Source organism: Streptomyces sp. NPDC051636 (assembly GCF_044453765.1).
In the GTDB taxonomy this organism is placed as follows: domain Bacteria; phylum Actinomycetota; class Actinomycetes; order Streptomycetales; family Streptomycetaceae; genus Streptomyces.
In genome coordinates, this window is record NZ_JBITDA010000007.1 from 317,375 (window position 1) to 333,918 (window position 16,544).

Here is a 16,544-nt window from a genome sequence, read left to right on the forward strand (position 1 = left end):
CGTGACGGAAACCCGGCCAGCATGATCAGGCAATGGGGGCTCTCGTTCCGTCCGCACAGGGGTGAGGAGCAAACCTGTACCCCTTTTTTGGTTTGCTGACATTCCAAGGCGGTCCTCAGCCCATGCCATACGTCAAAAGAAGCGTTGGCCGAGCAAAGCTGATCAGCTATTGCACTCTTGTCCTGATCCTTGTCACGTTGCCGTTCGTCGCCGGGCCGACCGCGTCCGCCTCCGGCCACTGGCCCCCGCCGGTCACCGGCGCCCGGATCACGGCCGTGACAAGACTCGATGACCGGATGCTGGATCTGGCCGTGCGGTCACCGGCCATGCGTGGCACGGTGCCTGTCCGGGTCATCCTGCCCAGGAGCTGGAGCGCCTGGAGAAGGCCTGGCTACCCCACGCTCTACGTGCTCCACGGCGGGGAGGACGACTACACCTCCTGGACCCGCGAGACGGACATCGAGGATCTCGCGAAGGATTCCGAAGCGCTGATCGTGATGCCTGACGGCGGCAGAAACGGTCAGTACTCCGACTGGTACGTCGGCTGGCCCCGTTGGGAGACCTTTCACACCCGCGAGCTGCCCCGTCTCATGGAACGCGAGTTCCGGGCGAATTCCACCCGGGCAGTCATCGGTCTGTCAATGGGGGGACTCGGCGCGCTCAACTATGCGGGCCGGCACCCGGGCATGTTTCGCTACGCGGCCAGCCTCAGCGGAATCGTCGACCTCGACGATCCTTCGACTCACACCTTCCTTTGGGTCTACAACGCTCTCCATGACAACGAGCTCATCCGCATCTGGGGTGACCCGGCACGGCATGCGGACATCTGGGAGTCGCACAACCCGTCCGCCATGGTGACCGCCTACCGCGGCACGAAGATCCACCTGTGCGCGGGAACTGGCGAGGTGGGACCTCTGGACGCGGGCCGGGACTTCGCCTCGGTACTCGCGTCGGCGTCGGAGGGAATTCTCACGTCCAGCCAGGAGCGGTTCGCCCGGTCACTGCGTGCGGCAGGTGTAGACGTCACGACGCACGTCTACAAGCCCGGGACGCACTCATGGCCCTACTGGAAACGCGAACTGCACCTCATCTGGCCCACGGTGATGAACGAACTCAGTCACCAGGCCGGCGTTGGGAAATGGCCTGGCCATCGGGGTTCCGGTCGCGCGGACGTGGGCCGTCACCGGGTCAGTTGGTCAAGAGCGCGGCAGGCATGAGCCACCCCGTCCTCGGCGCTGAGTACCCGGCCCAGCCGTAGGGCACTGTCGGTGTACTCGCTGTTCCCGGTGACGGCGCGCAGCCGTTCGGTAAGCACCGGAACCGTGAGGTGCCGGGCCGGCAGCGGCTTTGGGCCCGCGCCCAGACGGTGCACCCGCTCGGCCCAGTAGGGCTGGTCTCCGAAGAAGGGGCAGACCAGGGACGGCACTCCGGCCCGCAGCGCAGCGGCAGTGGTGCCCGCTCCGCCGTGATGCACCACCGCCGCCATGCGCGGGAACAGCCAGCTGTGGGGAACGTCTCCGACCACGAGGACGTCGTCATCGCTCGTCGCAGGCTCTCCCGTCAGCACGCCTCGCAGTCCGGCACGCCGGAGTGCCGCCCGTACGACGCGGCCGGTGGCCTCGGAATCACCGGTGCTCATGCTGCCGAAGCCCACATAGACCGGCGGCGGCCCACTGTCCAGGAAGGCGAGGAGATCCGGCGACGGAGTCCAGGATGGCTGCTCATGGAACCAGTAGCCGGTCACATGGACGTTCGATCCCCAGTCGCTCGGCCGGGGTACGACAACGGGGCTGAACGCACACAGCACGGGGGCGGAACGGGCGTGGCGAAAAGGGCCGAGCGGGGACATGGGGGAGAGACGGAGGCTTTCGCGTCGCCAGGTGTTGACGGCTTGGCGGCATGCCAGCCAGGAGGCCAGATCGACCGCGTAGAAGCTGAGACGGTTGCCAAAGCCTCCCAGGAACCGCGCAGCGGGAAGGAAGGGATGCGGGAACGCCGCGCAGGGGTGGCTCGGCTGGAAGTGGATGACCGCGTACGGGACCTCCAGGTACTGACTCAGATGAAGGCCCAGAAAACTCAGGCCGGGGGTCAGGACGAGATCGGCTCCGGCAACGCCGGTCTGCACCTCCGAGAGCATGCGGGCAATCAGCGGCCCCAGAATCCGGTGCACCCCACGAATGAATTTCATCGCGCTGCGTCCACCCGCGAGCAGTTCCTTCCCCTCGGGCGACGCGATGATCTCGGCGGGATCCAGCGAGAGCGAATGGAATTCCAGGCCCGCCTCTGTGATCAGGCCGTGATAGCGGTGGCTGGCGATCACCCGCACGACATCGCCCTGCCGCTTGAGCCCTCGACCCAGTGCCAAACACGGTTGGACGTCCCCGCGGGAACCCGCGGCAAAGATCACTACGGTCCGGCCCATATCCACCCTCGGTATGTGCGGGGAAAAGCCTCCAGGATTACACCGCACGAGCGCCGCCATCCCGGCAATCGCCTGACTCACCGCGTGTCGCTCCCTCCGACTCGAAAACGACTCAACACAAGGAGCCGGCGGACTACGGGGGTTCGGCGACAGGACCTACTGGGGGACGACCAGGCCCACGCCTTCGGCGAGCCGGGTGACCGCGTGACGGAAGAAGGCCTCGCGGTCCTCGACCACCCGGTTGAACTGCCCGAACAGTTCGAACCCGACCAGTCCGTACAGCTGCGCCCAGGCCGCGACCAGGGCCGCGACCACCTCCGGCGGCAGGTCGGGCGCCAGGTCGGCGGCCATGCGGCGGGCCTCCGGCTCCAGTTCGGCCGACACGGAAGTACGGGCCACCCCGTTCCGCCGGTGCGCGTCGCGCACGATGCCGATGAAGAGGACGCCCACCCGGGACGCGGCCGGAACGGTCGCCTCGGGCGCCGAGTAGCCGGGAACCGGCGAACCGTAGATCAGCGCGTACTCGTGCGGATGCGCGAGCGCCCAGCCGCGCACCGCCTCGCACACGGCGACCCAGCGCTGAGCCGGGGCGACGTCACCCACCCCGGCGTCGGCTGCCTCGGCGGCTTCGCCGAGGGAGTCGTAGGCGTCGATGATGAGCGCGGTCAGCAGGTCGTCGCGGCTGGGGAAGTAGCGGTAGAGCGCGGAGGAGACCATGCCTAGTTCGCGGGCCACCGCGCGCAGTGACAACTTGGCGGCACCCTCCGCCGCGAGCTGTCTGCGCGCCTCGTCCTTGATGGCCGCGGTGACTTCGATCCTGGCTCGCGCGCGGGCGCCCTGTGCGGTGCTCATGGACAGCAGTGTGCCACGAAAGAAGAGCACCGCCCACAAAAGAGAGCACTGCTCTTGCTTGGAGCACCCGCCTCCTCCACACTGGAGTCAAGCGAGAGCACCGCTCTCCCAACCCGTGGGGGTCACCATGTCCTCGTCCTCGCCGTACTACCTCAAGGGCAGCCCGGTGGCGGTCCGCCTCAACAACGTCGTCGGCTGGCTGGCCCGGCACGGCCTCAGCATCGCCGGCACCGCGGAGATGTCCGTGCGGGGCCGCAAGAGCGGCAAGATGCAGCAGATCCCGGTCAACCCTCACACGTACGGGGGCGAGCAGTACCTGGTCTCCGCCCGGGGCCACTCCCAGTGGGTGCGCAACATGCGCGTCGCCGGCGGCGGGGAGCTGCGCGTCGGCCACAAGGTGCGCGAGTTCACCACGGTGGAGCTGCCCGACGCGGAGAAGCTCCCGATCCTGCGGACCTACCTGGAGAAGTGGGGCTGGGAGGTCAACCAGTACTTCAAGGGGGTCACGGCCAAGTCCTCCGACGAGGAGATCATCGCGGCCGCCGCCGACCACCCGGTCTTCCGGATCACCGTCAGGAAGTGACGGTCTCCTCCCGCGCGGCGGACCCCGGCGCGGTGGTCCGCCGGTCCAGCGCGGTCAGGGCGCGCTGGGCCATGGGATGGGTGCGGACGATCTCGCCCAGGGACGTGGAGCCCTGCGTGATGTCCTTGAAGGCCTTCCAGACGGGACGGAAGCCGGTGAGGGCCGCGTGGAACAGGCCGGGCCTGCGCTCGAACACGGTCAGCATCCGCTTGCCGACGCTCATCTCGATACCGAGCCCCGCCTTGATCGCGAACGCGTAGTTCAGGGCCTGCCGACGGGTCTCCACCGCGTCGTGCGCCTCGGCGATCCGGACCGCCCACTCCCCCGCGAGCCGCCCCGACCGCAGGGCGAAGGAGATGCCCTCGCGGGTCCACGGCTCCAGCAGCCCGGCCGCGTCCCCGCACACCAGGACCCGGCCGCGCGAGAGCGGGGAGTCGTCGGCGCGGCAACGCGTCAGGTGCCCGGAGGAGATACTGGGCTCGAAGCCGGCGAGGCCGAGCCGGGCGACGAAGTCCTCCAGGTACCGCCTGGTTGCGGCGCCTTCCCCGCGCGCCGAGATCACGCCGACCGTCAGCGTGTCGCCCTTGGGGAAGACCCAGCCGTAACTGCCGGGCATCGGACCCCAGTCGATGAGGACCCGGCCCTTCCAGTCCTCGGCGACCGTCTCCGGCACCGGGATCTCCGCCTCCAGACCGAGGTCGACCTGTTCGAGCTTCACTCCGACGTGCGCTCCTATGCGGCTGGCGCTGCCGTCGGCGCCGACCACCGCGCGCGTGAGCAGCGTCTCGCCGCCCTGCAGGACGACGGCGACCGTACGGCGGTCCGGCACCGCCGAGCCGTGCTGCTCGACCCGCGTCACGGTGACGCCGGTGCGCAGCTCGGCGCCGGCCTTCCGCGCGTGCTCGACCAGCTGCTGGTCGAACTCCGGCCGGTTGATCAGCCCGAACAGCATCTGCTTGGAGCGGCGGGTACGGGTGAAGCGCCCGTTGTGCGAGAAGGTGACCGCGTGCACCCGGTCCCGGAAGGGCAGCTCGAAGCCGGGCGGCAGGGCGTCGCGCGAGGGGCCGATGATGCCGCCGCCGCACGTCTTGTAGCGGGGCAGCTCCGCCTTCTCCAGCAGCAGCACGCGCCGTCCCGCGACCGCCGCCGCGTAGGCGGCCGACGCCCCCGCGGGTCCCGCGCCCACCACGACGACGTCCCACACCCGCTGCACGTCGTCCGCCGAAGAGTTCTCGCCGCTCACGATGGTCCGCTGCTCCGATCAAGCCGTCTGCCGCACCTGTCCCTCCGCATCCTACGGCGGACGTCGCCGCAGGCCACTGTGGGAGGATCGGTGCACTCGCAGGTACAACGTCGCACCCACAAGGAGCGTGCCCATGTCGTCGAATCCGCTCGCCGAGACCGTCGCCGCCCTGATGCCCAGGGCGAAGGCGGAGCTCACCGAGCTGGTGGCCTTCAAGTCGGTCGCGGACTTCGACCAGTTCCCCAGGAGCGAGAGCGAGGGCGCCGCGAACTGGGTCGCCGACGCGCTGCGCGCCGAGGGCTTGCAGGACGTGGCACTGCTCGACACCCCGGACGGCACGCAGTCGGTGTACGGGTACCTGCCGGGCCCGGAGGGCGCCAAAACGGTTCTGCTCTACGCCCACTACGACGTGCAGCCGCCCCTGGACGAGTCCGCCTGGACCACCCCGCCCTTCGAACTGACCGAGCGCGACGGCCGCTGGTACGGCCGTGGCGCCGCCGACTGCAAGGGCGGCGTGATCATGCACCTGCTCGCCCTGCGCGCGCTGAGGGCGAACGGTGGCGTCCCGGTGAACGTCAAGGTGATCGCCGAGGGCTCGGAGGAGCAGGGCACCGGCGGCCTGGAGCGGTACGCCGAGCAGCACTCCGACCTGCTGGCGGCCGACGCGATCGTGATCGGCGACGCGGGCAACTTCCGCGCCGGCCTGCCGACCGTCACCACGACCCTGCGCGGCATGACCCTGGTCCGCGTGCAGATCGACACCCTGCGGGGCAACCTGCACTCGGGCCAGTTCGGCGGCGCCGCCCCCGACGCGCTGGCCGCGCTGATCCGCGTCCTGGACTCACTGCGCGCGGAGGACGGCTCGACCACCGTCGACGGGCTCGAGCCCGACACCCGCTGGGAGGGCCTGAGCTACGACGAGGAGCAGTTCCGCGCCGACGCCAAGGTGCTGGACGGGGTCGGGCTGATCGGCGAGGGCCCGGTCGCCGACCGCATCTGGGCCCGCCCGGCCGTGACCGTGCTCGGCATCGACTGCCCCCCGGTCGTCGGCGCCACCCCGTCCGTGCAGGCGAGCGCCCGCGCCCTGATCAGCCTGCGGGTGCCGCCGGGCGTGGACGCGGCCGAGGGCGGCAAGCTGCTCCAGGCCCACCTGGAGGCGCACACGCCGTGGGGCGCGCGGGTGCAGGTCGAGCAGGTCGGCCAGGGCCAGGCCTTCCGCGCCGACACCACCAGCCCCGCCTACCGGGCGATGGCCGACGCGATGGCGGTCGCCTACCCGGGCCAGGAGATGCAGTACGCCGGACAGGGCGGCTCGATCCCGCTGTGCAACACCCTCGCGGCCCTCTACCCGCAGGCGGAGATCCTGCTCATCGGCCTGAGCGAGCCGGAGGCCCAGATCCACGCCGTCAACGAGAGTGTCTCTCCCGAGGAGTTGGAGCGCCTGTCGGTGGCGGAGGCGCACTTTCTGCGCCTGTACGCGGCGGGCTGAACCGGTCTGCCCACGGCAGAAGGCCCTCGCTCGCCGGCGGGGGCCCTGCCTACGGTCGGCGCATGGACGTCATCGAACTTCTCCCCCGGCTCCATCTGCTGCGCTTCCCGGTCGGCCAGGCCTACCTCTGGTCCGACGCCGACGAGTTGACACTGATCGACGCCGGGGTGGCCGGTTCCGGCGGGGCGATCGCCGGCGCGGTCACGGCCCTCGGGCGGGACCCGTCGGCCGTACGGCGGATCGTGCTGACCCACTTCCACGAGGACCACGCGGGCGGGGCGGGCGAGTTCGCCGCGCTGAGCGGCGCCCAGGTGCTGGCGCACCGCCTGGACGCACCGGTCGTCCGGGGTGAAGTCTCCGGCCCGCCACCGGTGTTCGAGGACTGGGAGCGACCCATCCACGCGGAGGCCCTACGGCACCTGCCCCGGGCCGAGCCCGTCCGCCCGGAGCACGTCACCGAGGTGTCCGACGGCGACGTCCTCGACTTCGGCGGCGGCGCGCGGATCGTCCACGCCCCCGGTCACACCCACGGCAGCATCGCCGTCCATCTTCCCGAGCACGGCGTGCTGTTCACCGGCGACGCGGTGGCCGCGTCGCCGGTCACCGGGACCGTGATGCTGGGCGTGCTCAACCTCGACCGGGCCCAAGCCGTCGCGTCCTTCCACCGGTTGGCGGACCTCGACGCGGACCTGGCCTGCTTCGGCCACGGCGATCCGGTGACCGGGCAGGCCGCGGCCGTCCTGCGCAAAGCGGCGGACACGTACGGCATCCCGCGCTGACCCCGCCGTCCTGGCCGGGCACTTCCCGGGCTTCCCGCCGCCGCACCACTGGCGGGTCCTGCCCGAAACGTCCCCGCAAGCCGGGCCGGCGGCGCCTCAGCCGACCGGAACACCTGCCTCCAGATACAGCGCCGCCCCGCGCTCACGGGCCCGCAGGGCCCAGCGCAGCCGCTCGTAGCGGACGGGCGGGAGCATGACGGCGGCCTCCTGCTCGGTGACGAAACGCCAGTCGCGCAGCTCGGGCCCCGGCAGCAGCAGCCGGCCGGTCTCGGCGGAGTCCAGCCGCCCGCCGTCGAACAGGAACCGCAGTCCTCCGTAGCCGGGCGGCGCGGGCCGCTCCCAGTCCACGACGAGCAGCCGCGGCACGTCGTCCAGCCGTATCCCGGTCTCCTCGGCGACCTCGCGCATACCGGCCCGGGCGGGTGCCTCCCCGGGCTCGACGACCCCGCCGGGGAACTCCCAGCCGGCCTTGTAGGTGGGGTCGACGAGCAGCACCCGGTCCCGCTCGTCGAACAGCAGCACCCCGGCGGCGAGGGTCTCGGCGGTGGGCTCCGGAGTCTGCACGATGTCGCAGACCGGCACCTCCCCGCCACCGACGGCCTCGGCGAGCCGGACGGCTGTCTCGTACGGGGTGAGGTCGCTGGTGTCGACCACGTAGGCGTCGGCGGTGAGCCACGCGGCCAGGGCGGCGCGGTAGGGCTCGATGTGGTCGTACGACCACTGCCGCACCCGCATCTCGCCGTCGGGCAGGTCCTGCGGAACCTCCCGCCCGGCTATCCGCTCACGCAGTATCGTTTCAGCCGGAGCGAGGAGAATGTGCCGGACCGGGATGCGGCGGGCGGCGAGGCCGCCGAAGATCTCGTCGCGGTACTCCTGGCGCAGCAGGGTCATGGGGACCACGAGCGTCCCGCCGAGCTCGGCGAGCATCGCGGCCGCCGTGTCGATCACGAGCCGTCGCCAGATCGGCAGGTCCTGGAAGTCGCCGACCTCGGCGAGGCGTTTGGGCGGCAGCAGGCGCGTGAGCCCTCCGCCGATGACCTCGGGGTCGAAGAGCGTGCTGTTCGGGATCAGTTCGATCAGTTCCCGTGCGGTTGTGGTCTTCCCCGCACCGAACGCACCGTTGATCCAGACGATCACGGTTCCCCCTCTTCTGTTGGCCCCCTGTGGCTTGCCCGCTCCACACTGCCACGGAAACCACTCCCAGTAGAGGGCGCCCTCACAGCGGTGCCGGTGGCCCCTCGGCGGGGACACCGGCACCGGACTGGAAGGGTCGGCGGTGTTACTTCTGCGCCGGGGCCTCGTCGTCCGTGGCGAAGCTGTCCTTGCTGATGATGCTGTCGGCCGGGCCGAGCGTGTCCGATACGTGCAGGTCCCCGGGGACGTCGTGGTCCGCCGCGTGGGACGGAGTGAGGGCGGCCACGACGAAACCGGTGGCAAGGGAGGCGATGGCGAGCATGCTGCGCTTCTTCATGCCCGGATCAACTACGGAAGCGGGCCGGGGTCACGCGGGATGCGCCCAAGCGGTGCGAGGCCGTTCCCGGCGGGTCCCTGACCGGGACCCTGCCCGAGACGATTCCTGAGCTCTGGGTGCCCGCCGAGGAACCGGACGAGTTCAACGCCCACATCGTCGGCACGATCCGGGTGGTCCACGAGTTCCGGTGACCGGACATCCGATGACCTGCTGGGCTTTGGTCCTCCACCACGGGTCGACACGGTCTAGCGTAAGCGCGCACAGTTGACGCGTCCATGCCGACATCCCGTCTCTGCGCGAGGACGGAGGACGTAACGATGCGTCACCTTCCCACCCGCCGCCCCCACCGAAGAGCCGTCGGAGCCCTCACCGCAGGCCTGTTGTTCACGTTCGGGCTCACCGCGCCGGCCGCCGCGGCGGCCCCGGCCGCACCGGTCTCTCCCGCCCTCGACGACGGCCTCGCCCTCACCCCGCCGATGGGCTTCAACAACTGGAACTCCACGCACTGCCGGGCCGAGTTCAACGAGTCCATGGTCAAGGGGATCGCGGACATCTTCGTCGACAAGGGGCTCAAGGACGCCGGATACCGGTACGTCAATCTGGACGACTGCTGGGCCCTGCCGAACCGGGACGCGGACGGCAGACTCGTCCCCGATCCCGTCCGTTTCCCGGGCGGCATCAAAGCGGTCGCCGACTACGTGCACTCCAAGGGGCTCAAGCTCGGCATTTACACCAGCGCGGGGACGAAGACCTGCGACAGCGCGGGATTTCCGGGCGCCCTGGGACACGAGTACAGCGACGCCCAGCAGTTCGCCGACTGGGGCGTGGACTACCTCAAGTACGACAACTGCAACAACCAGGGCGTGGACGCCAGGCAGCGGTACACGACCATGCGCGACGCCCTGAAGGCGACCGGCCGGCCGATCGTCTACAGCATCTGCGAATGGGGGCAGAACAAGCCCTGGGAATGGGCCGCGGACGTCGGCCATCTGTGGCGCACCACCGGGGACGTCAGCGACAACTGGGCCTCGACGCTGTCGATCCTGAAGAAGAACCTGCCCCTCGCGCCGTACGCCGGCCCCGGCCACTGGAACGACCCGGACATGCTGGAGGTGGGCAACGGCGGCATGACGGACACCGAGTACCGCTCGCACTTCTCGATGTGGTCGGTCATGGCCGCGCCGCTGCTCATCGGCACCGACCTGCGCAGGGCGTCCCGGGCCACCTTCGGCATCCTGGACAACAAGGAGGTCATAGCCGTCGACCAGGACCCGCTGGGCAAGCAGGGCACGGTCGTCTCCTCCGAGGGCGGGCGCTGGGTCGTCGCCAAGGCGATGCGGGACGGCAGCCGTGCGGTGGCGCTGTTCAACGAGTCGTCCACCACCCAGCGGATCGCCACCACAGCCCGGGCCGTCGGCCTGCCGGACGCTCCCGCCTACACGCTGCGGGACCTGTGGCAGCACCGGAGCTACAACGCCGCGGGCACCATCGCGGCGACCGTCCCGGCCCACGGCACGGTCCTGGTACGGGTCAGCGTCGGTCCCGGCTGGGCCGCGCACCCGCCTGCCGTCGAACTCGGCGTGCAGGGCAGCCCATTGGTCCAGGCGGACAAGACCGCCACGCTGACGACCGCGGTCACCGACCTGGGGCGGACGCCGGCCACCCGGGTCTCTGTGTCGCTGACCGGCCCGGACGGATGGACGGTACGCCCCGATTCGCCGGCGCGCACACCCGTCGTACCGCCGGGCAGGACGCTGTCCACCCGGTGGGCGGTCACCGCGCCACCGGGGACGCCCACAGGGTCGTACGACCTGACGCTCAGGGCGAGTTACCGCTCCCTGGCCGGTGCGCGCGGCGGCAGTGCGCTGCCGCTCACGGCGTCCGTGGTGGTGCCGCCGCCCTCGGGGACCTCGTACCTCGGGGACCTGCCGTGGCTCACGGCCGCCAACGGTTGGGGGCCGGCGGAGCGCGACACCAGCAACGGCGAGAGCGCGGCGGGTGACGGGCACCCGATCACCCTCGGCGGGGTGGTGTACGCCAAGGGGCTCGGCGTGCACGCGGAGAGTTCCGTGGAGTACTACACCGGCGGGGCGTGCCGGACGGTCACCGCGGACGTCGGGGTCGACGACGAGAAGGAAGCGAAGGGCACCGTCGCCTTCGAGGTCTGGGCGGACGGCGCGAAGGTCGCCTCGACCGGTGTCCGCACGGGCGCGATGCCCGCCCAGCCGCTCACGGCGGACGTCACCGGCGCCCCGGTCGTGCGGCTCGTCGTCACCGACGGCGGGGACGGCATCGACTCCGACCACGGGGACTGGGCGGACGCGCGGGTGAGCTGCTGAGCGAGCCCGAGTGAACGTTCCTGCTGACGCCGGGACCCGGGTCAGACCCCCGCCGCCGTCGCGTCCGGTCTGCGGGCCAGCGCGGCCGCGGCGGCTCCCACCAGGCCCGCGTCCGTGCCCATCTGCGCGGGCACCACGGTCAGCCGCTGGACGAAGGACAGGGTCGCGTAGTCGGTGAGGGCCTTGCGCAGCGGCGCGAAGAGGATGTCGCCCGCCTTGCCCACACCCCCGCCGATCACCGCGACGTCGATCTCGACGAGGGTCGCGGTGGCCGCGATGCCGGCGGCCAGGGCCTGCGCGGCGCGTTCGAAGGAGGCCACGGCGACCGGGTCGCCGACGCGGGCGGCGGCGGCCACCGCGGCGGCCGAGGTGTCGCCGTCCGAGCCCGGCCGCCAGCCGTTCCCGAGCGCGCGCCGGGCGATGTTCGGGCCGCTCGCGATGCGCTCCACGCAGCCGCGCGAGCCGCAGGGGCACGGGTCGCCGTCGAGGTCGACGCTGATGTGGCCGATGTGGCCCGCGTTGCCCGTCGGTCCGGGGTGCAGCCGCCCGTTCAGGACCAGGCCGCCGCCGACGCCCGTGGAGACCACCATGCACAGCGCGTTGTCGTGGCCCCGGGCGGCGCCCTGCCAGTGCTCGGCCGCGGTGATCGCCACACCGTCGCCGATCAGCTCCACCGGCAGGCCGCCGGTGGCCGCCCGTACCCGGTCGACCAGCGGGAAGTCGCGCCAGCCCGGCACGTTCACCGGGCTCACCGTGCCGGTGGAGGCGTTCACGGGACCGGCGCTGCCGATCCCGAGGGCGCCCGCACGCGCCCACAGGGGCGACCCGGTCAGATCACCGAGCACCTCCTCCACGGCCCGCATCACGGTCTCCCCGTCCTCCCGCGCGGGCGTCGCGCGCTGCGCTCGCACCAGGATTCCGCCGTGGGCGTCCACCAGCGCTCCGGCGATCTTGGACCCGCCGATGTCGAGGGCCGCCACGAGGTCGGTGTGCATCAGTGTGATATCTCCCCGTCAACCAGGTGAAAAAGGGCTGGCCGGTCGCGGTGGGGGCGCAGGCCGGAGATTGCGGTGGACAGTCTCTCGTGCATATGACAACGTTGTCCAGGCTCTATGCTCGACGCCACATCCTCATACAAACCCATGGACCGACGCATCCCCGTGGGGGATCCCCGTGGACGACAGGACAGGACAGCGCATCGTGCCCGAGACCATCCGGCGGCCGGAGAGCCGTTACGGCAACCGTCCGACCATGAAGGACGTGGCGGCACGGGCCGGCGTCGGTCTGAAGACGGTCTCCCGCGTGGTCAACGGCGAGCCGGGGGTCACCCCGGACACGGAACGCCGCGTCCAGGAGGCCATCGACGCGCTGGGCTTCCGCCGCAACGACAGCGCCCGGGTGCTGCGCAAGGGCCGCACCGCGAGCATCGGGCTGATCCTTGAGGACCTCGCCGACCCGTTCTACGGTCCCCTCAGCCGCGCGGTGGAGGAGGTGGCCCGGGCCCACGGCGCCCTGCTGATCAACGGCTCCAGCGCGGAGGACCCGGAGCGCGAGCAGGAACTGGCGCTGGCGCTGTGCGCGCGGCGCGTGGACGGGCTGGTGGTCATCCCGGCCGGGGACGACCACCGCTATCTGGAGCCGGAGATCAAGGCGGGTGTCGCGACCGTGTTCGTGGACCGCCCGGCCGGCAGGATCGACGCCGACGTCGTGCTGTCCGACAACTTCGGCGGCGCCCGGGGCGGCGTCGCCCACCTCATCGCCCACGGCCACCGCCGGATAGGGTTCATCGGCGACATGCCCCGCATCCACACCGCGGCCGAGCGGCTGCGCGGCTACCGGGCGGCCATGGAGGACGCGGGGATACCCGTGGAGGACTCCTGGATGTCCCTGGGCGCCACCGATCCGCAGCGGGTGCGCCGGGCGGCCGAGGAAATGCTCTCCGGGCCCTCCCCCGTCACCGCCGTCTTCACCGGCAACAACCGGGTCACGGTGACCGTGATCCGCGTCCTCGCCGAGCACGGCCGCCGCGTCGCCCTGGTCGGCTTCGACGACATCGAGCTCGCCGACCTGCTCCAGCCGGGCGTCACCGTCGTCGCCCAGGACGCGGCCGCCCTCGGCCGCACCGCCGCCGAACGCCTCTTCCGCCAGCTGGACGGCACCCTCGTCACCCCAGAGCGCATCGAGCTGCCGACCCGGCTGATCACCCGCGGCTCGGGCGAGCTGCCGCCGGCGGACTGAGCCGCGGACGACGGGCCGCACACTGGAGGAATTCGGCCTCGCCGAGGCACCGCGCGACCACCCGCTGACCTCTCCGGGCGCCCGGCCCGCCGGCTCCGGGCTTCTGCACGGGGACCGGATGCTTCCGCTGGACCGCCTGGTTCGAGGACCGGACGCCGGTCGTGGCGGTCGGCTCCAACGCCCGCCCCGGCCCACTGCACCACAAGCTGACCGAGTCCGGCATCACCTCGGTCGTCCCCCTGGTGAAGGCGCGGGTGACCGGACTCGACGTGGGCGTCTCCGCGCGCGTCAGCCGCCTGGGCTACGTCTCCACCTCCCCGGTCGACGCGCCTCAGCCGTTACGCGAGTTCTTCATCATCCGGCTGGACGCGCGGCGACCGGCCGTGATCGTCGCCGGTGAGAGCAACTTCGACCGTGCCTGGCTGCCCGGCGCTACCCGGTGCGTACGCGTGCGTCAACCGGCACGGCGTCCTGCACGAGGGCACCGGCACGCCGCGCGGACACCCCGACAGCGTGCGTGCGCTGCTCACCGAACTGCTCGCGGTGTCGCCCGAGTTGCGGGAGCTGTCCGGCGTCACACCCGAGCAGTTCTGCGCCCGGACACGCGCCGACGCCCGCTTGTGCGCGCGGGGCACGCGGCTGTTCGCCGAGCACAGGTGGGTGACGGCGTCCGGGCTGGAACGGTGTGTCTCCTGAAGCGGGCGGCCCGCGGGTCTATGTGGCCGACACCGTCGGATCACCGCGCCGCGGCGCCGCGAAGCCCTCCAGGCCGGCGCGGGTCAGGCCGGTCAGGCGGGCCACCTCGGCGATGTCGAGGGCGCCGCAGTCCAGGCCGCGCAGCAGGTAGCCGCTGAGGGCCTTGGCGGTGGCGGGCTCGTCCACGACGTCGCCGCCCGTGCGGTTGGCGTACCGGGCCAGGCGGGCGGCGGCTTGTTCGAAGCCCTCGCGGTAGAAGGCGAAGACGGCCGCGTAGCGGGTGGGGATGTGGCCGGGGTGCATGTCCCAGCCCTGGTAGTAGGCGCGGGCCAGGGCGCGGCGGATGAGGCCGTAGTGCAGGCGCCAGGCGTCGTGGACCTTCGCGGTGGGGCCGACGGGGAGGACGTTCGTCGAGCCGTCCGAGACGCGTACGCCGGTGCCGGCCGCGGCGACCTGCATGATCGCCTTGGCGTGGTCGGCGGCCGGGTGGTCGCCGGCCTGGTAGGCGGCGGAGATGCCGAGGCAGGCGCTGTAGTCGAAGGTGCCGTAGTGCAGTGCGGTGGCGCGGCCCCCGGCGGCCTGGATCATGCGAGCGACGGTGGCGGTGCCGTCGGTGGCGAGGATGGACTGGCTGGTCTCGATCTGGATCTCGAAGCCGATCCGGCCGGGTTCCAGGCCGCGTGCCTTCTCGAAGGCCTCGAGGAGGCGGACCATGGCGGTGACCTGCTCGGGGTACGTGACCTTGGGAAGGGTGAGCACGAGTCCGTCGGGCAGGCCGCCGGCCTCCATCAGGCCGGTGAGGAAGATGTCGAGGGTGCGGATGCCCCGGTCGCGTACCGGCGCCTCCATGCACTTCATGCGGATGCCCATGTACGGGGCCCCGGTCCCCTTCTCCCAGGCCTCGGCGGTCAGCCGGGCCGCGCGGGCCGCCGCCTCGTCCTCCTCGGCGTCCGGGCGGGGGCCGTAGCCGTCCTCGAAGTCGACGCGCAGGTCCTCGATCGGCTCCCGCTCCAGCTTGGCGCGGACGCGGTCGTAGACGGGGGCGGCGAGTTCGTCGCCCAGGCCGAGGACGGCGGCGAAGGACGCGGCGTCCGGGGCGTGTTCGTCGAGGGCCGCCAGGGCCTGGTCGCCCCAGCTGCGGATGGTGTCGGCGGCGAAGACGTCACCGGGGACGTACACGGTGTGGACGGGCTGGCGGGTGCCGGGGTCTCCGGGGTAGCGGCGCTCCAGCTCGGCGTCGACCGGCGCGAGGGAGGCGCTGATCTCCTCGCTGACGGCGCCCGCGAGGCTCGTCGACACCTTCTCCTGCTGGCCCTGGCTCATTCCGCACCTTCCGCAGATTTTCCGCTTTACGGAATCAACAATCCGTAGAACGAAGTTATCCGTGCGGCTTCCCGCCGGTCAACACCCCGTCCGCAGCCGGAGCCGCCGCGTTCGCTCCGGACGCCGAGGACCCCAGAGGCCTCTTCCGTACAACGGTTCGCCCCGTCATCCTGATTCGCCGGGAGGGAATCACGTGCCGGACACCACCAGAATGACCCGTCGCACGGGCCTGAGAACGGCACTGGCGACCGCGGTCACCGTGCCGTTGCTCGAAACGGCGGCGGCCTCCGCCGCCAGGAGGACGGGCCGCCGCCTGGACGTCATGACGTTCAACCTGCGCTTCGCGAGTACCGCCGAGCCCCACAGCTGGGCCGTACGCCGCCCGGTGATGCGCACCCTGTTACGCCAGGAGGCGCCCGACGTCATCGGCACCCAGGAGGGCCTCTACCAGCAACTGCGCGACATCCACACCGACCTCGGACCGCATTACGACTGGATCGGCACCGGCCGCGAGGGCGGCAGCCACGACGAGGCCGTGGCGGTCTTCTACCACACCCGGCGCCTGGCTCCGTGTCGAGCACGACACCCTCTGGCTCTCCGACACGCCCCGGGTGATCGCCTCGAACACCTGGAACGCCGCACTCCCCCGCATCGCCACCTGGGTCCGGTTCCGCGATCTGCGCGACGACGGGCGGGAGTTCCATCTCCTCAACACCCACCTCGACCACCGCAGCCGGTACGCCCGCGAGCGTGCTGCCGCGCTCATCGGCCAGTGGATCGCGGAACCCGGCCTCTCCCTGCCGTTCCTGGTGACCGGTGACTTCAACGCGGCGGCCCACAGGAACCAGGCCTACGACACCCTGCTGGGCGCAGGCCTCGTCGACACCTGGGACACGGCCGCCGAGCGGAGCGAGCTGTACGCGACCTTCCACGGCTACCAGCCGCTGACTCCGGGCGGCGACCGCATCGACTGAATCCTGGCCACGCCGGGCGTCACGGCACACCGGGCGACCATCAACCCCTACGCCCGCGACGGCCGGTTCCCGAGCGACCACCTGCCTGTGCAGGCGTCCCTGACCCTGGGATGAACCGAGGCCCCCGTGACCGGC

General features: G+C 71.6%; 13 protein-coding genes and 2 pseudogenes. 8 read left to right on the forward strand and 7 right to left on the reverse strand.

Going from position 1 to position 16,544, the window contains the following annotated elements; translation table 11 throughout:
* Positions 1 to 122 precede the first annotated feature (122 nt).
* Positions 123 to 1,217 (forward strand): alpha/beta hydrolase, encoded by a 1,095-nt coding sequence (locus tag ACIBBH_RS16475; protein WP_399405047.1) that lies wholly within the window; start codon positions 123 to 125, stop codon positions 1,215 to 1,217.
* Here the strand turns inward: ACIBBH_RS16475 and ACIBBH_RS16480 are convergent.
* Positions 1,181 to 2,482, reverse strand: coding sequence for a glycosyltransferase (locus ACIBBH_RS16480; protein ID WP_399405130.1), 1,302 nt, complete (start codon positions 2,480 to 2,482; stop codon positions 1,181 to 1,183). The genes ACIBBH_RS16475 and ACIBBH_RS16480 overlap by 37 nt on opposite strands.
* 96 nt (positions 2,483 to 2,578) lie before the next feature.
* Positions 2,579 to 3,274: a TetR/AcrR family transcriptional regulator gene (locus tag ACIBBH_RS16485; protein ID WP_399405049.1), complete on the reverse strand. Its 696-nt coding sequence runs from the start codon at positions 3,272 to 3,274 to the stop codon at positions 2,579 to 2,581.
* Between the two features lie 127 nt (positions 3,275 to 3,401).
* Here ACIBBH_RS16485 and ACIBBH_RS16490 point away from each other — a divergent pair, with 127 nt between their 5' ends.
* Positions 3,402 to 3,857, forward strand: a complete 456-nt coding sequence (locus ACIBBH_RS16490) for a nitroreductase/quinone reductase family protein (protein ID WP_399405052.1) — start codon at positions 3,402 to 3,404, stop codon at positions 3,855 to 3,857.
* On the opposite strand, the gene ACIBBH_RS16495 is transcribed toward ACIBBH_RS16490, so the two are convergent.
* Positions 3,847 to 5,100: a geranylgeranyl reductase family protein gene (locus ACIBBH_RS16495; protein ID WP_399405054.1), complete on the reverse strand. Its 1,254-nt coding sequence runs from the start codon at positions 5,098 to 5,100 to the stop codon at positions 3,847 to 3,849. The two genes, ACIBBH_RS16490 and ACIBBH_RS16495, sit on opposite strands and share 11 nt — an antisense overlap.
* Positions 5,101 to 5,233: 133 nt before the next feature.
* On the opposite strand from ACIBBH_RS16495, the gene ACIBBH_RS16500 reads away from it, so the two are divergent.
* Together ACIBBH_RS16500 and ACIBBH_RS16505 are read left to right on the forward strand one after the other, a co-directional pair.
* Positions 5,234 to 6,589, forward strand: a complete 1,356-nt coding sequence (locus ACIBBH_RS16500) for a dipeptidase (RefSeq protein ID WP_399405056.1) — start codon at positions 5,234 to 5,236, stop codon at positions 6,587 to 6,589.
* A gap of 62 nt (positions 6,590 to 6,651) precedes the next feature.
* A complete protein-coding gene (locus ACIBBH_RS16505; RefSeq protein WP_399405058.1) occupies positions 6,652 to 7,368 on the forward strand; it encodes an MBL fold metallo-hydrolase in 717 nt (238 codons plus the stop codon).
* A 96-nt stretch (positions 7,369 to 7,464) separates the two neighbouring features.
* Here ACIBBH_RS16505 and ACIBBH_RS16510 read toward each other — a convergent pair whose 3' ends face one another.
* Both ACIBBH_RS16510 and ACIBBH_RS16515 read right to left on the reverse strand, forming a co-directional pair.
* Entirely contained in the window at positions 7,465 to 8,505 is a 1,041-nt protein-coding gene (locus ACIBBH_RS16510) for an NUDIX domain-containing protein (RefSeq protein WP_399405060.1), read from the reverse strand.
* Positions 8,506 to 8,647: 142 nt separating this feature from the next.
* Positions 8,648 to 8,839 (reverse strand): hypothetical protein, encoded by a 192-nt coding sequence (locus tag ACIBBH_RS16515; RefSeq protein ID WP_399405062.1) that lies wholly within the window; start codon positions 8,837 to 8,839, stop codon positions 8,648 to 8,650.
* Positions 8,840 to 9,156: 317 nt separating this feature from the next.
* Here ACIBBH_RS16515 and ACIBBH_RS16520 point away from each other — a divergent pair, with 317 nt between their 5' ends.
* Positions 9,157 to 11,178: an NPCBM/NEW2 domain-containing protein gene (locus tag ACIBBH_RS16520; RefSeq protein WP_399405064.1), complete on the forward strand. Its 2,022-nt coding sequence runs from the start codon at positions 9,157 to 9,159 to the stop codon at positions 11,176 to 11,178.
* Positions 11,179 to 11,219: 41 nt separating this feature from the next.
* Here ACIBBH_RS16520 and ACIBBH_RS16525 read toward each other — a convergent pair whose 3' ends face one another.
* Positions 11,220 to 12,173 carry an ROK family protein gene (locus tag ACIBBH_RS16525; protein WP_399405066.1) on the reverse strand — a complete coding sequence of 318 codons (954 nt, stop codon included), beginning with the start codon at positions 12,171 to 12,173 and terminating at the stop codon, positions 11,220 to 11,222.
* 205 nt (positions 12,174 to 12,378) lie between these two features.
* On the opposite strand from ACIBBH_RS16525, the gene ACIBBH_RS16530 reads away from it, so the two are divergent.
* Positions 12,379 to 13,416 carry a LacI family DNA-binding transcriptional regulator gene (locus ACIBBH_RS16530; protein WP_399405068.1) on the forward strand — a complete coding sequence of 346 codons (1,038 nt, stop codon included), beginning with the start codon at positions 12,379 to 12,381 and terminating at the stop codon, positions 13,414 to 13,416.
* A 64-nt stretch (positions 13,417 to 13,480) separates the two neighbouring features.
* A pseudogene (locus ACIBBH_RS16535) lies at positions 13,481 to 14,112 on the forward strand (hypothetical protein).
* Positions 14,113 to 14,130: 18 nt separating this feature from the next.
* Here the strand turns inward: ACIBBH_RS16535 and ACIBBH_RS16540 are convergent.
* Positions 14,131 to 15,435 (reverse strand): DUF6986 family protein, encoded by a 1,305-nt coding sequence (locus ACIBBH_RS16540; RefSeq protein WP_399405070.1) that lies wholly within the window; start codon positions 15,433 to 15,435, stop codon positions 14,131 to 14,133.
* A gap of 211 nt (positions 15,436 to 15,646) precedes the next feature.
* Here ACIBBH_RS16540 and ACIBBH_RS16545 point away from each other — a divergent pair.
* Positions 15,647 to 16,523, forward strand: a pseudogene (locus tag ACIBBH_RS16545) (endonuclease/exonuclease/phosphatase family protein).
* The last annotated feature ends 21 nt before the right edge of the window (positions 16,524 to 16,544 follow it).